Here is a 23,936-nt window from a genome sequence, read left to right on the forward strand (position 1 = left end):
TACGAATATTTGCAACCAATGCTTGTCAAGCACAGGTTTTAACTCATTCGACTTCCGACGAGCCTTCTCTGTTTAACAAAAGGAAACAAAACCCACAAAATTGAACTGATTGCAGAATTAAAAATAATAGCCACGAGCTGATCCTCTTTTATCATTAGAGCACGTACAAGCCTCCCAGACTTCCCATCGCCTAAAGGAGATGACTGTAAACACAATAACACTGGTCTAAGAAAATGCTCTTTAAAATATCGTGCAGGACCGGATGTTGTATAGTTATTACCATCCAACATTACAAAAATCATAGCTGCTCCGCATATAATCATACCAATTTTCTTATATTCGAGTGTAATTGAGTAAAAAGACTGTGACTTAACACTAATCCATATCAGAGTTAGAACTTCTATTACCAATGCAGAATAAGCAGCACCTGCAAGTCCCCATGCATATATCAGCGCAAATGCAAGTATAATCTTTACAGGGGTGAGAGCTGATTTAATTATTGATATAACAGCCGTCTGCTGCCTTATCAAAATACCAAAAACCATATAGGAGGAACTGGCAGCCAATATCGTACTCAAGATCTCAATTTGTGCAATCCTGCTCGCGTTCCAAAACTCTGCCGGGGTCATCACTTCGAGTAGATAAGGAATAGTAACCGCTAGTAATAGACCCGCAAAAATCACTACAAAAAGGAAGTTTGTGAACATTCTTCCTATAACATCCTGACTCCCCTCACGATCGGCAATTTCTATACATTTTGTACGCCATGCCCTTGTAAAAGGAATTACTATAAGCAAATTGAGTAGTGGCGGGAATTTGTAAGCCATTTCCAACACACCCATACCCTCAAGACCAAGCATTATCCTGACAATAACTCTTTCTGCCTGACGTCCGAGGAAAGCTATCAACTCTCCAGGAATAAGAGGCAGTTGGAATCTGAGAAGTTCTAACGCAATTTTCCCATCAAAGCCCAAACCACTCTCCTTAAACGATAAGATATGGTAAATAGCCGCACTCATCGCTGTTGAAAGGAATGAAGATATAAATATTCCAATCAAACCGATATCCATCATGATAACCAGTAAAATATTAAAAGTGACACCAATAATTAACCTTATCAACTCAACAGATGAAAACGCAATTGATTTTTGTCTTATTATCAGAATTGTACTAGCGCTTTGTCCTGCAACTTCTATTACAAATGTAATCAATGCGATACAAAATAACGTATAATACTGTTGACTTCCCAGCAACACATTACTTATAGTCTTACTGAATATCAATGGTAAAGTAACAGCAATAGCGCCAACAATCCAAACAATTCGTATAGCAGTACCCAAAACAAGACATTGTGTTTCCCTACTATGCTCGTGATAAATACGTGTAATAGCTGTGTGAACACCACCAGCAAACATAATTGTGAACAAGCCGAGGCTAGTATCTATCATTGCAATTACGCCATAACCCTCAGTCCTGAAAATATTTGCGTAAAATGGCAACATCAAGAAACTGATCAGCTTTCCCAAGATTGTTCCAAAACTATAAATAACTGTGTGTTTAAATATTTTACTGCCAATTCCCATAATTGCGTTCCTTAACCTTTTAATTCAAATGTCTTTGGTATCAATATTGTCTCAGAACGTCAAAATTGTATGTTATTTTGCTATCTAGATAGTCATAAATATCATAAATAAAATCATACCCAACATTCAAATCTTGCCTGTCTATGTAAAATGCTTTAATCGCAAGGCGTTGCCCGAATATTAAACGACAATTATCCAGTGCAGTTGAGAAGAATGATGCTAATACAATGGGTTGTTGCTCCCCGAGAATGAGTTGGATCTCTATTGGCACATTGAACCTGCGCACAGGAAATCCATGCTTAGCAGATATGTTAGTAACTTTATCATTCGACTCTCTCGGATGTGGCACATATATGAATTTCTGCCCAGCGAAATATTGTTGTATCCGAGTCAAGTATTTGCTGTATACTATATCTGATATGTAGCCATCTTCACACAATGGTTCGCCTAAAAAATATACTTCATTCACAACACGCTGATTATTCAGTCTACGCCTAAGGTGTTCATAGTTATTAGTTATTAAGCTGTCGCTTTTTTTTACTTCCAGGTCATATGTCGAGAAAAAACACAATTCGTGTTCATCGAATAATGTCCAGTCAATATATTCCTTACGAATATAACTTTTGATTGATTTCCAAATAGGTACTCTCTCGCGAAAATTCTCACCAAAACAATTTCTTTTTCTCAAGTCGTTAATCCGTAAAGTATCTGTCCCATCATCTAGAGCAACTAATTTACGATACTTCAGACGTGTTGCTGAATGCCTCATGTAGGGAATCAAATAATTGCCAAGGAACAAGGCATCTGCATTCGGGAAAGCATCTAGCATCGCATCCAATCGCCTCCTGCGCTTAAATTGTTTAAGCGTATTGAAGTACTCTTGAATAACACCAAACAAGGTACTGGAACTTGTTGTCATCCCAGGTCTGTATACTCGGTCACTGATTTGAAAGTAGATTATCTTAGTCCAATTCTCATTTACAAGAAGCGGTTGAAAAGCTTCAATAGGGGACATTTTTGAATAGAAAATTATGAGCACATTGTATATGCTTTCGAATTTGTGCTTAGCCTCGGTTGCGTTAACTAATTGGAGCCTAGTTTCGACTATATAAATGTTCAATTCTGACCTCATTATGCAATACCAATAGTATATTACTGCTGTTTGGTCATTAAATAACTCAAGTTATCCCAAGCAGTATCTGCGGTTACATCGGCCCATTTTCGCAATCTGTTGCGTAGATTCTTACCATCATCCAGGTAATCAATTAGTTTTTGTCCTATCAACTCTTTATCATGACTCAAATTGGTTGCACTAAATATTTCAACCGACAAGCCAGACATTTCAACTATGGCGTTCATCTTGAATGTGTTTGAACTGATCGGGATGATGGGTGTTCCACCGCGCAAAGCAAATATACTTGGATGCCATCTACCGCCAATATAGGCATCCGCATTACCAACTATGTCAACTGCCTGCTGCACAGGCGTGACTAATCCAATTATAGGTAAATTCAGATGCGCAGCAATCGGACGGAAAATATCCTGATCCCTTCCGTCTGAAACAGTTAATACAATTTGACCATTATATGTGTTTTGCAAATAAACGATCAGTTCGTAGAATGATTTTATAGGATCATAGCCTTTAATATATGGATAAGCTGCTGATCCGCCAATACAGATGTAAGGTTTTTCTAGATCTATATTTGCCGTGTCTGGCCAGCAATCGTAATAAGTATCACGTCGTGTAACAGTGATTAGTTTTGACAGAGGCATTGGCTCAAAAATGAAAGCTGTATCAGCTGCAAATCTACCACTGCATATATCTTGACAATTTGCAAGTGAGATATTATCTCTAAAAACCACATCATCAAAAAGCGGATATACCTTTACCGCAATTTCTCTCAATATCGGATGAGAAAAGTCTGCGGTATGATTTATCATAATTACAGGTTTAGAATAGTATTTTTTTATCACATATGTAAGGAACAGCTGCGTGCGCGGGATTAAATTGTTTCCGGTCATGCATCCGTCACCATGAATTACCACTACATCAGCGTCACTAATTATTCGATGCATATTTGCAGTAAACTCGCTATTTTTTATTATTAGCTCAGCATACACTTCAAACTGTGACCAAATATTAGGTATAATGCTTCTGTTATTGATCGCTCTACTTATAAATTGTTTAATATCAATAATTAATGGTGGTATGAATTTTTTTGCAGCGTTTATTATCGACTTATGAGTTTTATGCTCAGCAACATTGTGATCACTGTTGTTAAATCTAGAGAGGTATAAATCTGTTTCAGTGACAGCTTTAATTATTTGTCCACCTATTTTTGACAACATTTTCTTTAGAGCGATTGCAGCTGCCCGATCACCCCAATTCGGATTACTACTCGAATCATTAATAAGCAGTATTTTCATTTATTCCTCACATCCTCGCATGCAACGTAACGTGCCTCACATTAAACAGAAACGCATCCGATCAGACCTGTAGATAGCAACTCATCTATAATCGGATATAGTTGATATACGGGCGCTTTGATAATGTTGCTGATGTCAATCAGATCGCTTGTCCCATCCGCGTAGGCGAGAACATTAAGCATATCGGCCACTTGGCTGTGGGAATCCCTGGTGCCCACGGTGGGGAACAACCCTCTCCTGCCGAGTTGGGGTTCGCCGAGGCACGTTGCCCGGTAGACGCGGTTGTTTTCCAGAAGTTCGAGACAGTCCCGCACCGCCGAAAATCCCCCCTGCAGGCCAGCCGGCGTCACCAGGTCCAAATTGTCCAAGGAGGTATGATACTCCGGGTACTCGCGGTATTTGGAACGCATGACCGACACCACCGGGAGGTCGACCCCCGGGCTGCAGTACTGGCGCTCGTCACTGCCGCGGTCCAGGAAGGAGTACCTGATGAAGTCCGGATGCTTGTGCCCCAGGATGTTCAGGGCGGCCCTGTCGGCCAGGGTCGAACCGCTTCGCGAGGGAAGGAAGGAATAGGCCCGGTCGTCGCCGATGCAGGTCAGGTTGAACCCGGCCACGATGTTCTCCTTCATTCTGTCCAGATTCCTGCTCAGATAGGTCAGGGAGCCGATCGTCTCGGGGAGGAAGACGATGCGGTAGGTGAACCGGCGCGGCCGGCTCATGATCCACCTGGCCAGCATGGTTGCCACCACCGGCCCCGACAGCTCATTGTTGGCCATGGACGGGTGGCAGACATACGTTGAAAGGAAGATCTCCCGGTCGGTCTCCCCCGGAATGATCAACTCACCATAGGTCAGATGGCCGTCTTTCAGTTCGCTGTCGATGAAGACCCGGTATTCGCCGTCGGGAAGGCCGGAGCGCTGGCGGTGCGTAAGACAGAACCCCCAGCGCTCCTGGTAGTAGGATGTGACGTACGGGATGGCGTCGGGCATGGTTTCCAGCGAATAGAGGTGGTTCTGCAGTTCGGCAAGGCTTATCGTCCTGTCCACCGGCACGGAGTAGCCGACCACGTGGAGGTTGTTACTCCGGAAATCGACAATCCGTTTGCCATTGCTGTCGCTGATGTGGGCGTCGCGGATCGCCCATTCGCGGGGAACGGTCCAATCGAACACCTGCGTGCCTGTCGGGACCTCCACGAGCCGGAGAGGGATCTGCCCCTGGATGGTCCGGAGGGTTTCCCGGACACCGTCGCCGGTAATGCTGCGACAGAGGGGAAACAGCTCGGCCATGAGCCGGTACATTTCTTGACCGCAGTTCTCAAAATCAATTATCAGATCAGAACCAAGCATAGATGTCTATTTTCCAACAAGATCTTCGTGCGATAAATTCCAAGAATACGACTCTCCTCACTGTATCTTTCCGCTCCGCACATCTTCCTGGGCCTTCTGGTAGTCCTCGTGCCGCCCCACATCGAGCCAGTACTCCATGATGGGGAAGCTGACCACGGAGCGGCCCTCGTCCAGCAGCTTCTGGATCAGGTCGGTCATGTCGAAGCGCTCCCCCTCGGGAATCAGGTCGCAGACCGACGGTTCCAGCAGATAGATTCCCGCGTTGATGAAGAACGTGAGGGACGGTTTTTCCTTCAGCCCCGTGATCCTGACATCTTCACACTCCACCACGCCGAAGGGGACCTGAACCTCGTATTTCCTGACCCCCACGGTGATCTCGGCGCCGTTCTTGCGGTGGTAGGCGAACATTTCCTGAAACGGAACACCGGTGAGGATGTCACCGTTCATCACCAGAAAGGGGCCGCTCGCCTTTTTCATCAGCTTGAGTCCGCCGGCGGTGCCCAGGGGATGGTCTTCCTTAAGGTAGTTCAGCTTCACGCCGAACGAATCGCCGTCGCCGAAATGCTCCACGATGCTGTCGGGCAGGTAGTGGGTGGTCAGGTTGACCTCCCTGATGCCCGACCGGCGGAGTTGGTCGATGGTCCGCTCCAGCAGGGGCCGGTCACCCACCGGGAGCATCGGCTTGGGAACCTGCTCGGTGAGGGGGAGCAGCCGCTTGCCGTAGCCTCCCGCCATTACCACCGCCGACAGGTTGAGCTGGTCATCGGCAATGAGATCCCTGCGGAGCAGGAAATCGACGACCCGGCCCGTGTCGTCCACCACTGGCAGATGGTTGATATCGTGCTGGTTCATCAGCTGGAGGGCCTGGGCTGCCGAAAACGAAGGATCCACCGTCACGGGCCTGCGGCTGGCGATATCCTGGCAGGGGGTATTGAGCGAGATGCCGCGGAGCACGGCGCGGCGGATATCGCCGTCGGTCAGGAGACCGTGGAGCCGGTCCTCTTCCGCGCAGAGCACCAACGCGCCGGTCCCTGCCCTGTCCAGTTGGGCGATGGCCTCGGCAATGGAAGCGGAACAGGGGATAACAACGCTGTCGAGCCGGCGTCTGGCCCGGGCGGCCAATTCGTCCTCGGCAACCAGGTCGCGGCGCAACAGGAAATCAACCACCCTCCCCTCGGCGTCCAGCACCGGCAGGTGGTTGATGTCGTGATGGTTCATGAGCCGGAGGGCTTCGATCGGCAGCAGCGGCACGAACGTGATTACCGGCTTCCGGTTGGCGATGTCGCCGCACGGCGCGCTCATGTCGACCGCCTTGAGCAGGGCACGGCGCACGTCACCGTCGGTCAGGAGGCCGTAGAGCTTTCTGTCCGCCGAGCAGACCACGAGGGAGCCGGTCCCTGCCCTGTCAAGCTGGGCGATGGCCTCGGCAATGGGGACGTCGGGAGAAACGACGACCTGTTCGAGAATGGTTTTGGTATCGGAGGTCATGGCTCACTCCTGGTGGCTGGCGGATGATGTTCCATTCCAGTGGCGTCTGGTAACCGTACCGGTCGCCGTGTCCATCACGGCCACGGTCGCAGTGCCCGCAGCGTTGTTGGCGGCAACCCCCACGGCACTCAGGGCGTTCAGGGGGAACGTTTCCTCGTCGAACACATACTGCCAGCGGTGGAAAGGTATCTCGATGTCGAAGTTGTCATAGTGGTACGTTCCGGCCGCCGTTTTGAGGGCAAGCCAGGGCTGCGGGCCAAAGGTCGGCGTTTCGGAACGGACCTCCAGCACGTGGGCCGAATCGCCCACGGCGGTCAGGGTAAGGTCCAGCTCGCAGGGCGGCGGCAGGGGCAGGCCGAACGCGCCGCGCATGGCCTCCAGCGCCTCGGCGAACCGGAACGGGACATCCGGGAACTCGGCGGCAACGCGGCCGAGCAGGTGCAGCACGCCTTCGATGTCGGGCCGCATGTCGCGAAAATCATGATTGGTGAAGGAAAGCACCACGGGTTTGCCGTCCCGGGCCTCACGGAAGGCCTGGCGCACATCGATTTCTGTCATGAGCCTGTACCGCGTGCCCACATTGAGGCAGCGCGCCACCCAGCGGCGGCAGGAGCCGGGCACCTGGTAATCATCGGGCGCGGGGTGGAACGGCTGCCAGTTCACCGGCGCCCGGCGCCAGTCGCCGAACCGCCCTCCCTTGAGACCGAACTGGGCGGTGTCGTCCCCGGTCGGTACCATGGCCTGGCTGGAGAAGTCGAAGGGAATGAACTGCTCCAGGAACCAGTGACTGTCCGGACGGATCACGTGGAACCCGGGCCGATGGGCAGACGGGAACCAGTTCCGGTCAATGACCCGCCGCGACAGGATCTGGGGCAGGCTGTCCGAATTGGCCCACCAGTGGGTGGCGCAGCGATGGGCCTCCCGGCTGAAGGGATGGGGATGGTAGTGAAAATGGAGCCCGTCCCGGGTTGACCCCGTTTCCCGCATGAGCTGCCGGTAGTGGTCGAAGACATTGTGGTATCCCATGTCCCGCCGGCGGGGATTATAATCGTAATCCACATGATCGACGCAGAACCAGTTGTAGACCCATCCACCGCCGAAGGAGTCGCGCATCTTCATGCGGAACTCGTCAGAGAGACATTCGGCCAGCATGGCATCCACCTTGTCCCAGGTATCGTTGTAGGCAAGGAGATGAGGGTCCACCACCTTCATCACCGCCGACTCGATCCCGCCCAGGTCCACCTCGCCGGCCTGCAGGCGGCGCAGCAGTGCGGAGCTCGGCTCCAGATCGAGCTTGAAGATCGATTTCAGACGATCGAAGGTTGCCTCGGTCGATTCGTGCAGAGGTCCTTCGGTATCGATGCAATGAACGACATACACGGTTTCAGACATCAAGCTCACCTCTGACATTCATGCGGCACATGCCGCCCATCCCGTGCTCTGGTCGCAGCGGACCCATCACACCAGATCCTCCCAGCGGATAACGTCATCTTCCTGCATGTCCCGGGCCAGCTTGCGGCCGAGGGCATAGTTCATCTCGGCGGGGGAAATGCCGGTGCCGGGACGCTTGGCGTCCAGGTCGGCTTCGACGAGGACATGGCCTTGGGGAAGGGCGCGGCGGGTTACCAGGCTCCGCCTGAATTTCTTGCGTTTCTCCATCTCGGCTTCGGTAACGATTCGCTTGCCGCCGCCGAGCGCTATCCGGATGTTTCTCCCCTCCTCCACGATGGTCCGCAACTCGGCCGGCGTGGCGGAGATGGCGTGATCCCATCCTTCCATATCCTGGTCGAGGGTGAAGTGCTTCTCGATTACACAGGCTCCCAGGGCGATGGCCGCGAGGGGGATGGCCGTACCCATGGTGTGATCGCTGAACCCGACCGGGACATCAAACGCCTGCTGGAGCGTGGCCATGTTGCGCAGATGGATCATCTCGTAGTCGGGCGGATAGATTGATACACAGTGCAGCAGCACGATCTGATCGTTACCTTCGGCACGCACGGTTTCAACGGCCGCCTCGATTTCCGCCAGGGTTGCCATACCGGTCGAGATCAGCATCGGCCGCTGCTTGCGCGCCACGTACTTCAGAAACGGCAGATGAACGATATCCATGGATGCAATCTTGTAGAACGGCACGTCCAGCGATTCCAGCAGATCGGTCTCTTCCGGCGAAAAGGGGGTGGAACAAAAGGCTATCCCACGCTCCAGGCAGTAGGCATGGGCTTCCTTATGCTGCTCTGCCGTGAACTGATAGGCTTTCACCATGTCCCACAGGGAGCCGAAATGACGCTTTTTGTCGGAGTACTCGGTGTTACGCTCATATTCCTCCCGGGCGATGAGCGACTTTTCCGTCCACGACTGGAACTTCACGGCATGGGCGCCGGCCTCGGCCGCGGCATCGATCAGCTGACGGCAGAGGTTCATGTCTCCGTTATGGTTGGAACCGATCTCGGCAATTACATAGGGGTGAGTATCCGTCCCAACCGGCACATCTCCGAATTTCACGCTGTTCATTGTATCTCCTTTTCATGCGTCCACAGGTCCTGCAACGCGGGATAAGCAACAGTTGACCACCAGAGCGGCGCCGGCTCAAGCTCGTTCAGGGCCTTGACATACTGCTCGAGCCTCGGCGGCTGGAGAACGACGCGGTGATAGAATTGTTCGACGTCGCGGGCCACCTGCTCCACGGCGGCACGACGGTCGGCCAGGACGCCTTCCGGCAGCGCGTCCAGAAGGAGCTGGAAATGATGCCTCACCCGCCCGCAGTCGCTGATCACCTGCGGCAGGCCGAAGGGAGGCCTTACCCGCGCCATGTTGGCGCCGTGCTGCCGATAATCCATCCGGATCACGTTGTCGAAGTCCAGCCGGGCTCCCAGCAGCCATGCCCGCGTTGCCAGGTACCAGTCCACGAGCGCCACGTCGGACGGTATGGGCAGGCAGCGGCGCAGCAGATCAGACCGGAAGGCCGTGTTGGACAGTCCGAAAACGTTGTTCCTGGGCAGCACGTCGGCGGGACCGGCCCCGGGCGGCAGCCCGAACACGAGCCCAAGGTCGCCCCCTTCCTGATTCACCAGGCGCAGGGCGCAACCGACAAGGTCGCTTGACCGGAGGGCAAGGCGAGCCGAGGCGACCCGGCTGGGATGAAGGATGTCGTCGCTGTCCACCAGCACTACACCGTCAACCACGTCCACCAAGCGTTCAAAGACCCGCTGTCTGACCTGCGCAGGGGTGTCGCCGGGGGCAGCCGGCACCCACGTGGCACCAGGATCTCCGCCCATGGCGTCGATGGCGGCCTCCACGGTCAGGGAGTCGAGCCCGATCCAGAGCGCAACGTCACGGTCGCTCTGCTCCCGCACGGAGCGATACCAGTCGGGTAGAAAGGGTTCCACGCCGGGATAAATGGTTGTGTACAGCGCCAGAGTCTTAATGGGTCTTCCCTCGCTCATCGGGCCCCGCGGCAGCGGGCAGGTTCAGCGCCGGCCCGCGCTGTCGAGACGAAACAGGATTTCCGCCATATCCCAGTCGTCATAGGTGTCGATATCCAGTCCCCGTTGCCAGGGTATTTCCCACCCCGTCTTCTCCGGGATGTGGTAGGTGCCCTCCCGGCGCAGGACGTCGGCTTTCGCCCACCAGATGGCACCGGTCGGGCAGAAGAGTTCGGGCAGGTCCTGGCTGCGCTGGGTCATGGCCTCCCGGAACAGCGGATCGAGCCGGAACGAGTCGTCCCGGCGCATGGCCCACCAGGGGTTCTGCCAGCCGTAGCGCACCACGGACAACTGTGAATCAGCGCCGGACTCCAGGAACTGACGATGACTGTCGCGCACGTCGGCTGCGGTCTTGAGGGGACAGTTGGGCATCATCTGGCACACGAAGCCATAGCTGGAGCCGTTGGGGTCGAGTTTTACCAGCATGTCCACCGTCGCTGCCGAGACAGGGGTAATATCGTCCGCCAGGGATGCCTCCCGCAGGAACGGGACTTCCGCCCCGTGCCGTTGGGCCACCTCAGCGATTTCCGGGCAGTCGGTGCTGATCACGATCCGCTCGAACAATCCGCTGTCGGCTGCAGCCTCAACGGTGTACGCAATGAGGGGCTTGCCCATGAGCGGTTTGATGTTTTTCCCGGGAACCCGCTTGGAGCCTCCCCGTGCCGGAATCACCGCGATACATGCGTCAGGCATCAGTGTGCCCCCTCCCGGTTCTCATTTGATCCTCCTGGCCGGGCTCCCCACATAGGTACCCGGAACCGTTATGTCCCTCACCACCGTGGAGCCGGCGCCGATCATGCAGTCTTCGCAGATGGAGACGGACTGGATAACCGTAGCCCCGGTACCGATCATGGTGTTGCGCCCAACAACGACCCCCCCGCTGAGGGTTACCCCAGGTGCGATATGGACATTGTCGCCGAGCCGGCAGTCGTGCTCGACCGTGCTGTTCGTGTTGAGGATGCAGGCACGGCCGGTCTCCGTGCCGCTGTTGACCACGACGCCGTCAAAGACGACCGTGCCCGCCCCGAGCGTTACCTCTTCGTTGATCATCGCGTGCGGTGACACGATGACCGGGAAGTCAAAGCCGAGTCCGGCGATGTCGTCCTGCAGGGCAAGTCTCAGCCGGGCTGTATCGATTTTCCCAACGCCGATAACGGCCCCACAGCCGGGATGCGTCCCGAGAACGCCCAGCAGAACACCGTCGCCGCCCAGCCAGGGGATGCCGAGGAGCGGCCCCCGGTCCTGGCGGTCGGTATAGCCTGCCACCTGGTAGCCGGCCTTTTTCAGCACGCTGATGACGACCTTGGCGTGCCCGCCGCCCCCTACCACGACAATGCTAGCCATGGCGCAGCCTGTCGGCGACGAAGTCGATGTCGCGTTCGCTCAGGTTGGCGCTGCACGGAATGCTCAGGGTCGTCTCCAGCATCTGGAACGCCTTTTCTATGCGATAGTTCCGGCAGTCGCGGAAGGGGACCTGCAGATGGTTCAGGTACCAGACCGGACGGGTCTGGACTCCCTCCCCTTTCAGATATTCCATCAACTGCTCCCGGTCCTTGCCATAGACGGCCGGATCTATCTGCAGCGCGTACATCCAGTGGTTGTTGCGGGCATAGGCGGGGCTTTCCGCCAGGAAGAGCCCGTCGATGCGGTCGATCCTCTCCTTGTAGGCAAGGTAATTGGCGCGCTTCGCCTCAAGGAACTCGGGGAGCAGTTCCAGCTGGGCCACGCCGATGGCCGCCTGAACGTTGGTCAGGCGAAAGTTGTAGCCCACTTCATTATGGACGTACCTGACCTCGTCATCCTTTGCCTGGGTGGTGAGGTACCTGGCCCGCTCGGCGTATTCGGGGACATCGGTGACGATCATCCCGCCGCCGCCGGTGGTGATGATTTTGTTGCCGTTGAATGAGAAACACCCCATGTCACCCACGGTACCCGTGTGCCTGCCATCCAGCTCGCCGGAGCAGTAGACGGTGCCGAGGCTTTCGGTCGAATCCTCCACCACCTTGATGTTGCGCTCCCGGCAGAGGGCCACGAGCTCGCTCATTCTGGCGGCATTGCCGAAGACATGGACCGGCACGATCGCGGCAATCCGCCGTCCCGTGGCCCGGCTCCAGGTACTGCCGTCCCTGAACTCGGTCTCCTGTTCGAGAAACTCGGCCGTCTTGCGGACGTCGATGTTGTAGTACTCGTCGCAGTCCATGAACACGGGTTCGGCGCCCAGGTATGTAACGGCATTGACCGTGGCGATGAAGGTCAGGGTCGGCACGATGACCTCGTCACCGGCGCAGACTCCCACGATCCTGAGAGCCACCTGGAGAGCCGCCGTTCCGTTCACGCAGGCCACGGCGTAGCGGGAGCCGACGAACGCGGCGAAATCCTTCTCGAACGTTTCAACATACTTGCCCGCAGTCGAAACCCATTCCGTATCCAGACATTCCTTCACGTACTTCCATTCGTTGCCCTTCAGGCACGGTACTGAGAGCGGTATCATGGCAATTCCTCAGATGTTTTGATAAGCCTTCGAATAGGGTTCGGAAATAATCCCGTCCTTGAGAATCCGGTAAATCTCGCGAATCCCGTCGGGCACGGTTCTGGTGATTTCAAATCCCAGCTCGTTCCTGATCTTTGAAAAATCCACCCGGTAGTCACGCGGGTCTTCCGACCTGCTGACGTAGCGGATTCTCGCGTCGGGAATGACCTTCAGCAGTTCCTCGGCAATCATCGCCTTCTGGTAGTTCTCACGCGTATCGCCCACGCCGAACACGTTATGATCGACAGCCGCGGGATCGCTTTCGAGAACGTGGACGCATCCCCTGGCCAGGTCCTCTACGTGGCAGTAGGGCCGCCAGAACTGCTCGCCGAAAATTTCGAGCTCTTTGCCGAGAGCCACCTCTCTGGTGAATTCATTGACCGTGAGGTCGAAACGAAGCCGGGGAGAAAGCCCGTAAACGGTTGCAAAGCGAAGCGCAGTAGGAATGAAATCCGGCCGGGTCTTGCTTTGCAGCAGATACTGCTCGAATTTGACCTTGAGTTCCGCATAGAGCGACACGGGCTTCAGGGGAGATTCCTCATTGAGGTATCCCTCGCCCGGCATTTTTCCGTAATTGCTGCAGGTGGACGCAAAGATGAATCGCTTGATGCCCCGGGTTTCGCAGCACAGGTCATATAGCTTCCGGGCACCGTGCCAGTTGATGTCCGTAGCCAGTTCCGGCTGTTTGGCGCAGGCCGGGTCCCCGACAATCGCCGCAAGGTGGACAACGGCCCCCACTCCTTCCAGCGCATTCCTGAGGTCCTCATCATTGCGGATGTCGCCTTTGACGAACTCGAAACCGGGATGATTGTAGACCCCGATCAGTGCCTCACCGCCGAATGAAAGGTTGTCGAAGCCCTTCACCCGATACCCCTTACCAAGAAGGATCCGCACCAGAACCGAACCGATATACCCTGCAGCCCCTGTTACCAACACACGTTCATGCATGCTTGATGTCTCCATCATCAGTTGAAGTGCCGGCGAAAACTTCACGCCGAGTGCCCGCCGGCTGACCATGTCGCCAGCCGGTCGTAGATACCTTGATATTTCTGAGCCATTGCAATGGCCGAATAGTTTGCCTCAAGCCGTTGCCTGGCCACCGCGGCCATGTCCCGCGCCCCCGCCTCGTCGGCGATGATGTGCTTGATGCCAGTCGCCAGATCCCCGGCAGAAGGAGCGGGCACCAGAACCCCCGCTTCGCCCTCCTGCAGCACTTCGGGCACCCCCCCTACCCGTGTGGCCACAATCGGAACCCCCGCCTGCATGGCTTCAAGAATGACCATTGGAAGCCCTTCTGTCAGGGACGATAGGACAAAAACCCGAAACAGAGGAAGGTAGCAGCCGGCATCCGGCACATACCCCGGCAACAGCACCCGTTCTGTCAGCCCCAGTTCCCGGATCTTCGCCTCAAGTCCGCCCCGCGCCTCCCCCTCCCCCAGGATTACCAGACGGATATCGGGATGGTGCTCCGCCACCTCCCTGACCGCGTCCAGCAGGATATCGAACCCCTTTTCCGGGGACAAACGGCCGATGGCGCCCAGGGTGATGCCTCCCCGGCAGAACTCCACGATCCGGGGGTCAAGGGGCGCCGCCCGCCGGTCGGCCTCTCCGATGAGCGGGATGCCGTTAGGCACCACGTGGACGCTGGGAAGATCGATCTTCTGGCGCATGGCGCCGTTCACCATCACCACTGCATCGACGAAACGCAGGCTCAGCCGGTCGAGCCATTCGTAGAGGCCCATCCGGTCCATCCCGCCGGTCCAGGTCCAGCCGTGGAGGGTGGCGACCATGGGCACGCGGCGCACTGCCCGCGGCATGAAGCCGAACAGGATATTCCCCTTGTAGCCGTGGGAATGGAGCACGTCGCAGCCCTCGTGCCAGGCGAAACGAAGCACGCGGAAAGCGCCTGCAATGTTCGGCCCCGGCCTCATGCGAAACCTCTCCACCCGCAGCCCCCGCCGCGTTGCCTCCGTTTCCAGCGGCTTTTCACCGATCCGGGGTTCACCGATACTGGCGATGACCGGTTCGAACCCCATGGCGGCCTGCTCGGCAGCGAGATTGAGGAGCATGATCTCGGCCCCGTACAGGCCATCGCTGTCGATGACGTGCAAAACCTTCATGCTACCCCTTCCGCGGCGTCCAGACGATCTGTTTCTCCCCCCTGAGGAATTTGCCGAAGGCGTGGGCGGCGGCAAGGTTCAGCAGGAAAAAGTAGCGGGCCAGGGTGCAGAGCCGGCAGCCCTTGCCAGTCCGCTCCAGGTAGGGCATGGTAACCGCCGCAAAATAGCCGGCACTCTGGAGGAGAAACAGGGCCACATACCAGGTCCCCTGGCCCAGCAGGGCCAGGTTGGAGACATAGGCGGCCACCAGAAACAGGAAGCAGAGGTAGCGCAGGGCCTTGTGCGACCAGAGCTGCCAGGCGAACAGGGGATCGTGCCACGGGGCCAGGAGCTTTCTCATGTCGAACAGGGCCCAAAACGCCCGCAACGAGACGCGGACCCGCATCCGGTACTCGTCGCCGGCCTCCTTGAGCGACGGCTCCCACAGGAGCGCTTCGGGTTCGTACACGACGCGGTACCCCTGCTCGACAACCTTGAGCGGCTGGACGAAATCCGGGAGCTGATCGGCATTCATTGGGCGGTAGAGCCGCTTGCGCATGGCATCGACCCCGCCGTCCACCCCGACCACCGATCCGATGCGGCTCTCGATGACGCGCAGGAAGTTCTCGTAGCGCATGTAGGTGCTGCACCCCTCGCCGATGGTGGTGCCGTCAGGGTTGGCATACATCATCCGGCCGGTCACGTAGCCCACCTCCTCGTCGGCAAAGTTCGCCACCAGGTGGCGCAGGCCCGACGGGGCATAGAGGGAGTTGGCGTCGGAGAAGACGATGATCTCGCCCCGCGCCTGGGGAATCGCCAGGTTGAGGCCGCTCGTTTTGCCGGCGCGGGGCTCCTGGCGGATCAGCCTGACGTTTCGCACGGCATACATGCCGACAATCTCGTCGGTCTGGTCGGTGGAGCCATCGGAGACCACGATGATTTCAAGGCGGTCCCGGGGATAGTCCAGTGCCAGCTTGTTCTCGATGGTGGCGCCGATGACGTCTTGCTCGTTGTACGCGGCAATGACGATGGTGACCATGGGCTCGATGGAGCCCTTGCGAACCGGACGTCCCGCCACCAGGCCGAGCGCGGCGGCCAGCACCGGGTACCCCCCATACACGTAGAACACCATGAAGAGCGATATGAGCAGCACCAGTTCGGTCATTATCTCGTCTCCAACGGGCCGGCTCCTGCCGCGTAGCGGTGGAAGGAGGGATAAAACGCCTCGACGAAATCCGCGATACGCACCAGGGAACGGTCGGTCGAATCACCGGCGACCGGCGTGCTGATCCGCACGAAGGCGTTATTCTCCCCCGAGCCGAACAGGCGGTCGCGAACCATGTGAACTTTCTGGGCCAGGGTGGTGGAAGCGGTTTTGTCGTTCGTCTGGAACCAGTAGACGACCTGCTCCCGCTGGCCGTCACGCTCGACGATCATGGATGAGTAATTCACCCGGAGCTCGGGTGAACCGGCCAGGCGCAGTTGCCCCTCATTGCGCTCCGCGATGCGCCACCCCTGTCCGTTGAAGCAGACGAGGGGATCGTGGGCGGCCCCCACTTTCCCGGCAGTGTGGTAATAGCCGATGTACAGGGTCACCACGGCCCCGTCACGGACGAAGCTCCGGTAGAGATAGTCATCGAGCTTGAGCTCTTCGACGACGCGGAGTTCCAGAGGCTGATCGCCCAGCGCGTTCCAGCCTGCCACACGCACGAATCCGGAGCGCAACGGCACGCCCGAACCATTCGCCGTCACGGCCTGGGAACGGCCATGGATCATAAACGCCGTAACCGCGAGCAGAACGCAGACGGCAACCAGTCTCGTGCAACTCACCGATCGCATAGCGACAACCCCTTCCGGATCAGCAGAAACAGGCCGAACGACACCACGAACAGGGCCAGGCCGAGGACGGTATGGGCGGTACCCTCGGCAAGATCGATGTTCAGATAATGAAACACGACCACAAGCACGAATACCCGCAGGATGTTCACGGCAACGGCAATGGGAATGCCGGATACGAACAGCGTGGCCCGCAGGAAATTCGACCTGAGAGAGAAGTAGCCCAGGACCGCGCCGAGGGTCAGCAGGGCCATGATGGAGCGGAGACCGCTGCAGGCCTGCACGACCTCGAATGTTCCCCGGGCGAGGTGAATGACGTTGCCTTCACGATACACCGGGATGCCCGTTGCCGCTGCCAGCCCCACCGCCAGTTTGCTCACGATGAGCTGAAGCGGGATAGTGAGGGCCGCATAGATCTGCGCAGGGATCGGAATCATGAACAGGAGCAGTGCCAGGGGGAACAGGGCCTGGCAATAGACGCGGAAACCGAACAGGTACATTACCGTGCCCCACAGAAAAGCGACCATGGACAGGGCGGCCAGGGTCGCGATGCCGGCAACATGGGCGAACAGATAGGCCGCGAGAGACAGGACCACCAGCGCCAGTCCACCCAGGGAACCGGCGGAACCGGGGCGGGAGAAGACCTCCCGTTTCTGCCAGAGGATAAAGGCCGACAGCGGAGCGATCAGAAATCCGTGGGAATAGTCCTCGGAGCCGGACCATGCCTGCACCAGTCCGGTTATCACCGGCAGAAACGCCGCCACAAAGGCGCAGCAGAACAGGGCAAGCAGTCCGAGCCTGGCCCCGGCGCTCTTACCACCCATGGATATGTTCCTGTTCGTGGTTATTTCGTTCGTGGTCATGGTTCAACCGTCCCAGCGGCCAGAAGCTCCATCACGGGGGTGAAGCGGAATTCTCCCAGCAGTCGGCGGAACCGCTCTTCGGTCCGGTGCAGGTTCAGGTAATGCCGAAACCGGCTCTTGGCCGGAGCACCGGCCATTCTGGGCTGGTCGGGGTCCATCTCCCAGGGATGGAGATAGAAGATGAACGACCGTTTCTCCCGCCGATTGATGCGCCGCAGCCCCCACCGGGTGAAGGCATAGGGGAAAAAGCGGAAATAGCCGCCCCCGGCAATGGGAATGTTCCTGCCGCCGAGGGTAAGGGTGGTTATCGGCATTTCAAGGATGGACGGCATCTGGCCGGTGATGCCGTCTTCTCCGCCAGGGGCGGTTGCGGCCGGTTCCCACCCGTCCTTGTCCTTCACGACCCGAAAGGGGTGGCTCGGCCAGTCGGGGATGCCGTAGAGGTCATGGCGGACGGGAAAGACGCTGGAGTCGTAACGGTAGCCGGCGTCGAGCAGTTCGTCGAAGGCCCAGAGGACTTTTCGTGAGATCGAATAGCTGGGCGCGCGGTAACCGTGGACGGGGCTGCCGGTGAGATTCTCGATCAGCGCCTTGCTTCTGCGGATGTCGGCCCGGAATTCCTGCCTGGTCTGGGTAGAGACCCGGCGATGGCCGTAGCCGTGGCTGGCAACCTCGTGGCCCCGCCGGGCTATCTCTTTCACCAGCTCCGGCGCGCGTTCCGCCACCCAGCCGAGGACGAAGAACGTGGCCTTGACGCCCCCGGCATCGAGCATGTCGAGGATACGGGACGTATTCCTCACCACCCGAAGGGGAAAGCGGTCCCACTGCTCCGGAGGAGAACATTCCTCAAAGGCGCTTACCTGGAAGTAATCCTCCACATCTATGGAGAGCGCGTTACGCACTAGAAGACCTTCCTGATCTCCACCATCGCCCGGTTGACGGTGTAGTTGTCTGCTACGATCCGGGGGGAGTGGTAATCGATGTAGCGGTAGGTGCCCCCCAGGGAGAACCCTTCGCCCAGTTCGTAGCGAAGGCCTGCGTCCACGAAGAATTTGCGGGTATAGGCGTCAAGCTGGTTCTGCTCGTAACGTTCGGCAGCGAAGCCAAGGGTGCCGGTAAGGCGCTGGGTGAGCTCATGGTGCAGGGTGAAGCCGCCGCCGTACCGTCTGGTTTCCCGCTCATCGGTTGCGGTATTGACGAAGTCCGAGTAGGAAGCGTTCAGGGTCAGCGCCCCGCGCTTCAGGGGCATATCGAATACGGCCGAGTAAAAGGTTTCCTCCGTGGAGGCGCGCAGGGGGTCTTCGCTGTACTGGACGCCGGTGGACAGCGTAACGGTGAAGGAATCAAAGGCGTGAGTGAGCCCGGCATTCCAGATGGGGTTGGTAAAGGTATCCCCATGCCGGTAGGAGATGCGGGAAGCACCGCCGTTGGCGAAGACGAAGCTCTTGTCGGCGTACTCGTAGCGCCCGCCCACCATGGCCTCGTGGCGGTTCAGGTCCGCGACCGCGGTGTCCTCGATCACGTAGGAGTACGTGCCGTTCAGGGAAAGCTGCTTGGTCATCTCATAGCTGAGGTCGGCAAAGGCGCGATGCTCGGTCTTGTCGATGCCGGACGGGTCCTTGTACCAGGTATTGGTATAGCGGTATCCCCCCTTGATGGTGTAGTGGGGGATGGTGCTGATGACGAAATAGGGCGAAGCGGTGACGATGTTCTGGTCCGACTGGTTGCGGAACAGGCTTTCGTTGCTGGTGTCGCGGGAAACGTCGAGGGAGACACGCTTGTAGGTATCGCTGGCCTCCAGTAAGAGAAACTCGTCGACGATCCGCGCCAAGCCCCGGGCATCCAGGTTGTGGGTGGTGTCGTCGCTGCGGCTGTTGCGGGCATAGTAGCGGTAGTCGTAGTTGTAGGCCACGGAGAGGTCCAGGACGGAGGCCTTGTAATCGAGTGAAAGCCCCGGAAGCAGGCGGGTAATGAAATCATAGCGCTTCCCCTCGGCCGTTTCGAACACGTTGTCGGTGAACTCCTCACTCACGGTTATGTTGGGGGTAACCCGGAAATCAGCGGCATGGGCTGGAAACGGAACGAGCGCGGCGCATGCACAGCAGATGAGAAGCGGGGCTGCCTGTTTCATGGTTCTCTCCCTTGAGTTACTAGTCATTACATTGCACAGGGCACCGTCAGGCGCCGAACATCCTCTTCAACAGACCCTTGGGAGAGTCCTGCGGCTGGCAGTCGCCGGTGGTCCCGACCTCCAGGTTCTGGTTCTTTTCGATCCGTCTCCTGATCTCGGAGATATGGCTGTCGGTTTCGTCCACGTGGAACCGGAAGGCGTTCTCAAGGGAAACGACTTTTTCGCTCATCTCGTCGAGCACGCCGCGGCTCATGCGGGCAAAATCCCCTTCCAGGGATTCAAGCCGGTCGATTACGGCACGCAGGGTGGCCACAAGCTCGGCGGCCTCGCCGGAACGGGCCGGTGCCGGCGGCGCAGTCTCAGGCGAACGCTCGGAGGTGGACGCGTCGGCTCCGCCCCAGTAATAGTTCTCGAAATCCAGGTCGCCGATGATGTCGCGAACCATCTCGCCCGGAATCTCTGTTGTCTGCTCGGCAAAGGCGGACAGAAGGATGAAGTCGCAGATGATGTTGACGAGCCGCGGAATGCCCCTGCTGTAGCGGTACACGATATCGAGCGCATCGCTCGAAAAGGCGACGGCATTTCGATTTCCGGCCCGCTCGAGGCGATGGAAGATATAACCCTCGGTTTCCTCTCGGGACAGGGGGCTTATGTGGCAGTTGATGCTGATCCTCTGGCGGAGTTGGAGAAGCTGCGGCAGGGCGAGGACGTCCCTGAGCTCCGGCTGCCCCACGAGAACGATCTGCAGCAGCTTGGTGTCGCTGGTCTCGAGGTTGGAAAGGAGCCGGATGTCTTCCAGGAGATCAACGGAAAGATTCTGGGCCTCGTCGATGATGAGCACCGGCCGGTTGCCGCGGGCGAACTGCTCGATCAGGTAGTCGTTCAGTTCGTTGAGGAGGGCGACCTTGCCCCTGCCTTCGGCCGGAATGCCGAAATCATGGCAGATCATGGCCAGAAGCTGCTCGGGCTCCACCCGCGTGTTGAAGATGCGGGAGATGATCGTCCGTTCATCCTTGAGCTGCATCATGTTGCGAATGAGGGTGGTCTTGCCGGTCCCGATGTCGCCCGTGAGCAGGATGAAGCCCGCCCGCTCGCGAATGCCGTAATCGAGGTACATGAGGGCCCGCTTGTGGGACTTGCTCGGAAAGATGAAATCCGGGTTCGGGAGCAGTTCGAACGGTTTAGTTGTCAGGTTGAAATAGGCCTCGTACATGATTCTCGCTTTCACTCACGGCCGGCGCTGCGCCGTCCCACGTCCCCCTGTCACTTGCTCCCGCCCTTTCCCATAATCCTGGCGAGCTTGCCCGTTTTTTCCGCCTTGGATCGGGCCTCCGCCGGTTCGGAGCTCTGACCGTACCCGCCATACCTGTAGCCGTACCCGTATTTGGAGCTTAGTCCCACGGCACTGGCTTCGTTGAAAACGATGCCGATGATCTTCTTGCGGTTGAGGGCGCCGATCGCCTCGTCGATGTTCGCCAGGGAGCTCTGCCCTTCCCTGACCACGAAGACGATGGAGTCGACGAGGCTGGACAGTGAGCGCACCTCGGCAAACGGCAGGGCCGGAGGAGCATCGATGATGACATAGCGGTCGGGATAGCGATGCCTGATCTCGTCCAGCAAATCCTTCATCCGCTGGGATGAAAGGAGCTCGACCGGATTGGCGGCAGGCTTGCCGGCGGGCAGGATCGAAAGCCGGCCGATGCCGGTCCTGACCAACAGTTCCGGCAGATGGGCGCCCACGCTGAGATACTCGGAAAGCCCCCGCTCCCCCGGAATGCCGAGATACTCGGCCGTCATCGGCTTCCTGAGATCGGCATCGATCAGCAACACCGTATTGTCATACTCCTGGGCAAGGGTAATGGCCAGGTTGAGGGCGGTTATGCTCTTGCCCTCCCCGCCGAGGGTGCTGGTGATCATGACGGTATTGCGGAACTCCCCCACCGAGGTCCCCGCAACAATGGCCGACTTCAGCTTCCGGTACTCTTCACTCACATACGAATGGGGATCATTGAGGGTGGCAAGGAGCGGATTGTCATGGCGGATACCGTCGAGCGGCTCCGCAGGGAACGGCGGCAGCCCGGCACGCTCGCGCGGCGGCACGTCGTCCGTCTGACGCGGGACGGCAACGGGACCGCTCTCGGTCGTGGTCCCCCGCAGCATTGCCGCTTTCTCAAGGGCCTGTTCAATTCTGCTCATGCATTTCCTTTCTCCATTCAGACATCACATCAATGCTGCGATAGAAATGAGTTACAGCATGCCCTGCAACCTGCTGATGATCCGGTCCACGGGTGAAATATTCAGCAGTTCCATGACGAGAAACGCCAGAATGACCATGAAACACGCCCCTGCCGCAGTGAACACCCTGATGTTTTCGCGCCGCTCCCGGGCAACCGCCTCGCTGGTGCGAATCCTGGGGATAACGGCCAGCACGGGAATCCCGGTTTCCTTCAGTGCATCAACCGAATGCACTGAATTGTTGAGCCGGTCCAGGAGGACGATGAGCCCCAGGGCACCGCCAAGTCCCGCGACGATCCCCATCAGCATGATCTTGACCCGGTTGGGGCTGACGGGGCTTGACGGCATGATCGCCGGATCGACGATGCGGAAGGTGGTTGTCTTGTCCTGGACTTCCATCTGCTTCGACACTTCGGATTGGCCATGGCGCGCCATGAGCTGGTCGTAGAGGTCCTTGCGGTTCTTCTTTTCCAGTTCGAGCTTTTCGAGCCCGGCCTTGGCCGAGGGAATGTTCCTGAGCAGCGCCTGGTTGGTGGCGATGTAGCGCTTGAGGCCGTCCTCGCTGACCTTGAGGGCCTGGAGCTCCGCTTCGGCCTTTTCGTACTCCTGGGGATCAACGACCGTTTCCTGCTGGGGAGAGCGGTTCTTCATCTGCTCCTTGAGGGTCTCGATTTCTCCCCTGACGCGAAGCACCTCGGGATAGCTGTCGGTGTACGAGACGCGGAGCTCTTCAAGCTGCTTCTGGAGAGCGACGAGCTTTACCTGGAGCGGATCGCCCGCCTTGCGCGTGACCGGCCGGAGCCCCTCCAGATGACGCCTGCGCAGTTGGATATCATAGAGTTTCTGCTGAGCGACGTTGATCTCCTCGAACAGCTTCGCCTCGTCGATGGCGATGACGCCGCCCTTGTCGGTCTTGTACCGGTTGAGTTCGCCCTCGGCTTCTTCGAGCTTGCCGCGGAAGGTGTCGATCTGCTCGGAAAGGAACTTGATGGCACCGTAGGATTCCTCCCGCTTGGAGGATATGTTTTCCTCCACGTAGCGCCGGACCAGGGTATTGACGAAATCGCGGGCCACGCGGGGGTCCTTGTCCACGTAGGAGATGGTGAAGATGTTGTCTCCCTTGAGCTTGATGGTGATGTTCTGCTGGATCGCGCGCACCCTGGACTCGATCTCGGCATCGCTTTTGGCGGTCACGTCGAGATCGAGGTCATTGAGCACCTTTGTGACGAGCGTGCGACTGGTAATGGCCTCGCTGAGGCCCTTGATGGCCTGCTCCATGGACGGGGTGACGGCAATCCCCTTGACCAGTTCGCTGATGACGTTTTTCTCGATGAATACCGTGCTCCGGGCCTCATACTTCTTGGGAAGGACGTAGCTGTAGACCACCGCTCCAGCCATGATCGCGAGGGCCACCACGACAAAAAGGCGTTTGCGGGCGACGATAAGCGCAAGATAGTGCCGGTAGTCGAATTCGGACTGCTGCATCAGAACATCCCTTCCTTCACGATGACGTAATCTCCCGGGCTGAGCTTTACGTTCTGGCTCAGGTCGCCGTCCTTGACCAGATCCTTGGCCTTCACCTCGATCAGCGCCTCCTTGTCGCCGTCCCGCCTGCGGATCACCGTGTCGTTCTGGCGGGCGAACTTGGTGAAACCGCCCGATTCGAGGATGGCCTCCATGACGGTCATCCCCTCGCGGTATTCGATGAAGCGGGGGTTGGTGACGGCGCCGAGGACGTACACGTTCTTTTCCAGTGCCTGCGGAATGAAGATGGCGTCGCCGGACTCGATGACGATATCTTCGCTGGTATCGCCGGTGATAAAGAGCCGGTAGAAATCCTCCTTCACCTTCTTGCCGTTGCGCAGGACATAGGCCTTGCGGTAGTCGGCCACCTTGGTGGAGGGACCCGCTGC

At 57.5% G+C, this 23,936-nt stretch carries 22 protein-coding genes; all 22 read right to left on the reverse strand.

The annotated features are described in order from the left end of the window. Positions 1–38: 38 nt before the first annotated feature. The gene (locus AC6CDK_RS05030) at positions 39–1,583 is read right to left on the reverse strand and encodes a lipopolysaccharide biosynthesis protein (protein WP_192905031.1); all 1,545 of its coding nucleotides are present in this window, start codon (positions 1,581–1,583) and stop codon (positions 39–41) included. A 40-nt stretch (positions 1,584–1,623) separates the two neighbouring features. Then, positions 1,624–2,412, reverse strand: coding sequence for a polysialyltransferase family glycosyltransferase (locus tag AC6CDK_RS05035; RefSeq protein WP_192905032.1), 789 nt, complete (start codon positions 2,410–2,412; stop codon positions 1,624–1,626). A 323-nt stretch (positions 2,413–2,735) separates the two neighbouring features. Next, positions 2,736–4,010 carry a polysaccharide pyruvyl transferase family protein gene (locus tag AC6CDK_RS05040; protein ID WP_192905033.1) on the reverse strand — a complete coding sequence of 425 codons (1,275 nt, stop codon included), beginning with the start codon at positions 4,008–4,010 and terminating at the stop codon, positions 2,736–2,738. Positions 4,011–4,051: 41 nt separating this feature from the next. Continuing rightward, positions 4,052–5,359 carry a DUF4910 domain-containing protein gene (locus tag AC6CDK_RS05045; RefSeq protein WP_192905034.1) on the reverse strand — a complete coding sequence of 436 codons (1,308 nt, stop codon included), beginning with the start codon at positions 5,357–5,359 and terminating at the stop codon, positions 4,052–4,054. Between the two features lie 57 nt (positions 5,360–5,416). Then, the gene (locus tag AC6CDK_RS05050) at positions 5,417–6,847 is read right to left on the reverse strand and encodes a nucleotidyltransferase family protein (protein ID WP_192905035.1); all 1,431 of its coding nucleotides are present in this window, start codon (positions 6,845–6,847) and stop codon (positions 5,417–5,419) included. A 3-nt stretch (positions 6,848–6,850) separates the two neighbouring features. Beyond that, on the reverse strand, positions 6,851–8,239 hold the full coding sequence (locus AC6CDK_RS05055; protein WP_039644153.1) for a hypothetical protein: 1,389 nt from the start codon (positions 8,237–8,239) through the stop codon (positions 6,851–6,853). 66 nt (positions 8,240–8,305) lie between these two features. Beyond that, on the reverse strand, positions 8,306–9,358 hold the full coding sequence (locus AC6CDK_RS05060) for an N-acetylneuraminate synthase family protein (protein ID WP_192905036.1): 1,053 nt from the start codon (positions 9,356–9,358) through the stop codon (positions 8,306–8,308). Continuing rightward, the gene (locus AC6CDK_RS05065; protein WP_039644149.1) at positions 9,355–10,290 is read right to left on the reverse strand and encodes a glycosyltransferase family protein; all 936 of its coding nucleotides are present in this window, start codon (positions 10,288–10,290) and stop codon (positions 9,355–9,357) included. The genes AC6CDK_RS05060 and AC6CDK_RS05065 overlap by 4 nt, the downstream gene beginning before the upstream one ends. 24 nt (positions 10,291–10,314) lie before the next feature. Next, complete coding sequence (locus AC6CDK_RS05070; RefSeq protein WP_039644148.1) at positions 10,315–11,022, reverse strand: acylneuraminate cytidylyltransferase family protein; 708 nt, start codon at positions 11,020–11,022, stop codon at positions 10,315–10,317. Positions 11,023–11,043: 21 nt separating this feature from the next. Beyond that, positions 11,044–11,673 carry an acetyltransferase gene (locus tag AC6CDK_RS05075; RefSeq protein WP_192905037.1) on the reverse strand — a complete coding sequence of 210 codons (630 nt, stop codon included), beginning with the start codon at positions 11,671–11,673 and terminating at the stop codon, positions 11,044–11,046. Then, on the reverse strand, positions 11,666–12,820 hold the full coding sequence (locus AC6CDK_RS05080; RefSeq protein WP_192905038.1) for a LegC family aminotransferase: 1,155 nt from the start codon (positions 12,818–12,820) through the stop codon (positions 11,666–11,668). The genes AC6CDK_RS05075 and AC6CDK_RS05080 overlap by 8 nt, the downstream gene beginning before the upstream one ends. Positions 12,821–12,829: 9 nt before the next feature. Further along, positions 12,830–13,807 (reverse strand): NAD-dependent epimerase/dehydratase family protein, encoded by a 978-nt coding sequence (locus tag AC6CDK_RS05085; protein ID WP_039648190.1) that lies wholly within the window; start codon positions 13,805–13,807, stop codon positions 12,830–12,832. A gap of 41 nt (positions 13,808–13,848) precedes the next feature. After that, the gene (locus tag AC6CDK_RS05090) at positions 13,849–14,979 is read right to left on the reverse strand and encodes a glycosyltransferase (RefSeq protein ID WP_039644141.1); all 1,131 of its coding nucleotides are present in this window, start codon (positions 14,977–14,979) and stop codon (positions 13,849–13,851) included. Between the two features lies 1 nt (position 14,980). Beyond that, positions 14,981–16,123 carry a glycosyltransferase family 2 protein gene (locus AC6CDK_RS05095; protein ID WP_039644139.1) on the reverse strand — a complete coding sequence of 381 codons (1,143 nt, stop codon included), beginning with the start codon at positions 16,121–16,123 and terminating at the stop codon, positions 14,981–14,983. Continuing rightward, entirely contained in the window at positions 16,123–16,797 is a 675-nt protein-coding gene (locus AC6CDK_RS05100) for an exosortase C-terminal domain/associated protein EpsI (protein ID WP_039644137.1), read from the reverse strand. The genes AC6CDK_RS05095 and AC6CDK_RS05100 overlap by 1 nt, the downstream gene beginning before the upstream one ends. Beyond that, the gene (gene xrt, locus AC6CDK_RS05105; protein ID WP_039644135.1) at positions 16,785–17,657 is read right to left on the reverse strand and encodes an exosortase; all 873 of its coding nucleotides are present in this window, start codon (positions 17,655–17,657) and stop codon (positions 16,785–16,787) included. The genes AC6CDK_RS05100 and xrt overlap by 13 nt, the downstream gene beginning before the upstream one ends. Next, entirely contained in the window at positions 17,654–18,559 is a 906-nt protein-coding gene (locus AC6CDK_RS05110) for an XrtA system polysaccharide deacetylase (protein WP_039644133.1), read from the reverse strand. The genes xrt and AC6CDK_RS05110 overlap by 4 nt, the downstream gene beginning before the upstream one ends. Continuing rightward, positions 18,559–19,788, reverse strand: coding sequence for a TIGR03016 family PEP-CTERM system-associated outer membrane protein (locus tag AC6CDK_RS05115; protein ID WP_192905039.1), 1,230 nt, complete (start codon positions 19,786–19,788; stop codon positions 18,559–18,561). Before AC6CDK_RS05115 ends, AC6CDK_RS05110 begins: the two co-directional genes overlap by 1 nt. Before the next feature lie 46 nt (positions 19,789–19,834). Beyond that, positions 19,835–21,001 (reverse strand): XrtA/PEP-CTERM system-associated ATPase, encoded by a 1,167-nt coding sequence (locus AC6CDK_RS05120; protein WP_039644129.1) that lies wholly within the window; start codon positions 20,999–21,001, stop codon positions 19,835–19,837. 50 nt (positions 21,002–21,051) lie between these two features. Continuing rightward, on the reverse strand, positions 21,052–21,984 hold the full coding sequence (locus AC6CDK_RS05125) for an XrtA-associated tyrosine autokinase (RefSeq protein ID WP_039644127.1): 933 nt from the start codon (positions 21,982–21,984) through the stop codon (positions 21,052–21,054). A 51-nt stretch (positions 21,985–22,035) separates the two neighbouring features. After that, positions 22,036–23,508, reverse strand: a complete 1,473-nt coding sequence (locus AC6CDK_RS05130) for an XrtA system polysaccharide chain length determinant (protein WP_039644125.1) — start codon at positions 23,506–23,508, stop codon at positions 22,036–22,038. Next, positions 23,508–23,936 (reverse strand): SLBB domain-containing protein (locus AC6CDK_RS05135; RefSeq protein WP_496639757.1); only part of this gene is annotated, 429 nt, incomplete at its 5' end. The genes AC6CDK_RS05130 and AC6CDK_RS05135, both read right to left, overlap by 1 nt.

This window comes from Geobacter sp. PheSNFMC (assembly GCF_059620965.1).

Excerpts from the sequence above, each read along its gene's own strand:
- AC6CDK_RS05125 (WP_039644127.1), bottom strand. The coding sequence starts at position 21,984 with ATGAGCAGAATTGAACAGGCCCTTGAGAAAGCGGCAATGCTGCGGGGG.
- AC6CDK_RS05085 (WP_039648190.1), bottom strand. The coding sequence starts at position 13,807 with ATGCATGAACGTGTGTTGGTAACAGGGGCTGCAGGGTATATCGGTTCG.
- AC6CDK_RS05075 (WP_192905037.1), bottom strand. The coding sequence starts at position 11,673 with ATGGCTAGCATTGTCGTGGTAGGGGGCGGCGGGCACGCCAAGGTCGTC.
- AC6CDK_RS05090 (WP_039644141.1), bottom strand. The coding sequence starts at position 14,979 with ATGAAGGTTTTGCACGTCATCGACAGCGATGGCCTGTACGGGGCCGAG.
- AC6CDK_RS05060 (WP_192905036.1), bottom strand. The coding sequence starts at position 9,358 with ATGAACAGCGTGAAATTCGGAGATGTGCCGGTTGGGACGGATACTCAC.
- AC6CDK_RS05065 (WP_039644149.1), bottom strand. The coding sequence starts at position 10,290 with ATGAGCGAGGGAAGACCCATTAAGACTCTGGCGCTGTACACAACCATT.
- AC6CDK_RS05040 (WP_192905033.1), bottom strand. The coding sequence starts at position 4,010 with ATGAAAATACTGCTTATTAATGATTCGAGTAGTAATCCGAATTGGGGT.
- AC6CDK_RS05035 (WP_192905032.1), bottom strand. The coding sequence starts at position 2,412 with ATGCTAGATGCTTTCCCGAATGCAGATGCCTTGTTCCTTGGCAATTAT.
- AC6CDK_RS05080 (WP_192905038.1), bottom strand. The coding sequence starts at position 12,820 with ATGATACCGCTCTCAGTACCGTGCCTGAAGGGCAACGAATGGAAGTAC.
- xrt (WP_039644135.1), bottom strand. The coding sequence starts at position 17,657 with ATGACCACGAACGAAATAACCACGAACAGGAACATATCCATGGGTGGT.
- AC6CDK_RS05120 (WP_039644129.1), bottom strand. The coding sequence starts at position 21,001 with ATGTACGAGGCCTATTTCAACCTGACAACTAAACCGTTCGAACTGCTC.
- AC6CDK_RS05070 (WP_039644148.1), bottom strand. The coding sequence starts at position 11,022 with ATGCCTGACGCATGTATCGCGGTGATTCCGGCACGGGGAGGCTCCAAG.
- AC6CDK_RS05050 (WP_192905035.1), bottom strand. The coding sequence starts at position 6,847 with ATGACCTCCGATACCAAAACCATTCTCGAACAGGTCGTCGTTTCTCCC.
- AC6CDK_RS05115 (WP_192905039.1), bottom strand. The coding sequence starts at position 19,788 with ATGAAACAGGCAGCCCCGCTTCTCATCTGCTGTGCATGCGCCGCGCTC.
- AC6CDK_RS05030 (WP_192905031.1), bottom strand. The coding sequence starts at position 1,583 with ATGGGAATTGGCAGTAAAATATTTAAACACACAGTTATTTATAGTTTT.
- AC6CDK_RS05045 (WP_192905034.1), bottom strand. The coding sequence starts at position 5,359 with ATGCTTGGTTCTGATCTGATAATTGATTTTGAGAACTGCGGTCAAGAA.
- AC6CDK_RS05055 (WP_039644153.1), bottom strand. The coding sequence starts at position 8,239 with ATGTCTGAAACCGTGTATGTCGTTCATTGCATCGATACCGAAGGACCT.
- AC6CDK_RS05130 (WP_039644125.1), bottom strand. The coding sequence starts at position 23,508 with ATGCAGCAGTCCGAATTCGACTACCGGCACTATCTTGCGCTTATCGTC.
- AC6CDK_RS05100 (WP_039644137.1), bottom strand. The coding sequence starts at position 16,797 with ATGCGATCGGTGAGTTGCACGAGACTGGTTGCCGTCTGCGTTCTGCTC.
- AC6CDK_RS05095 (WP_039644139.1), bottom strand. The coding sequence starts at position 16,123 with ATGACCGAACTGGTGCTGCTCATATCGCTCTTCATGGTGTTCTACGTG.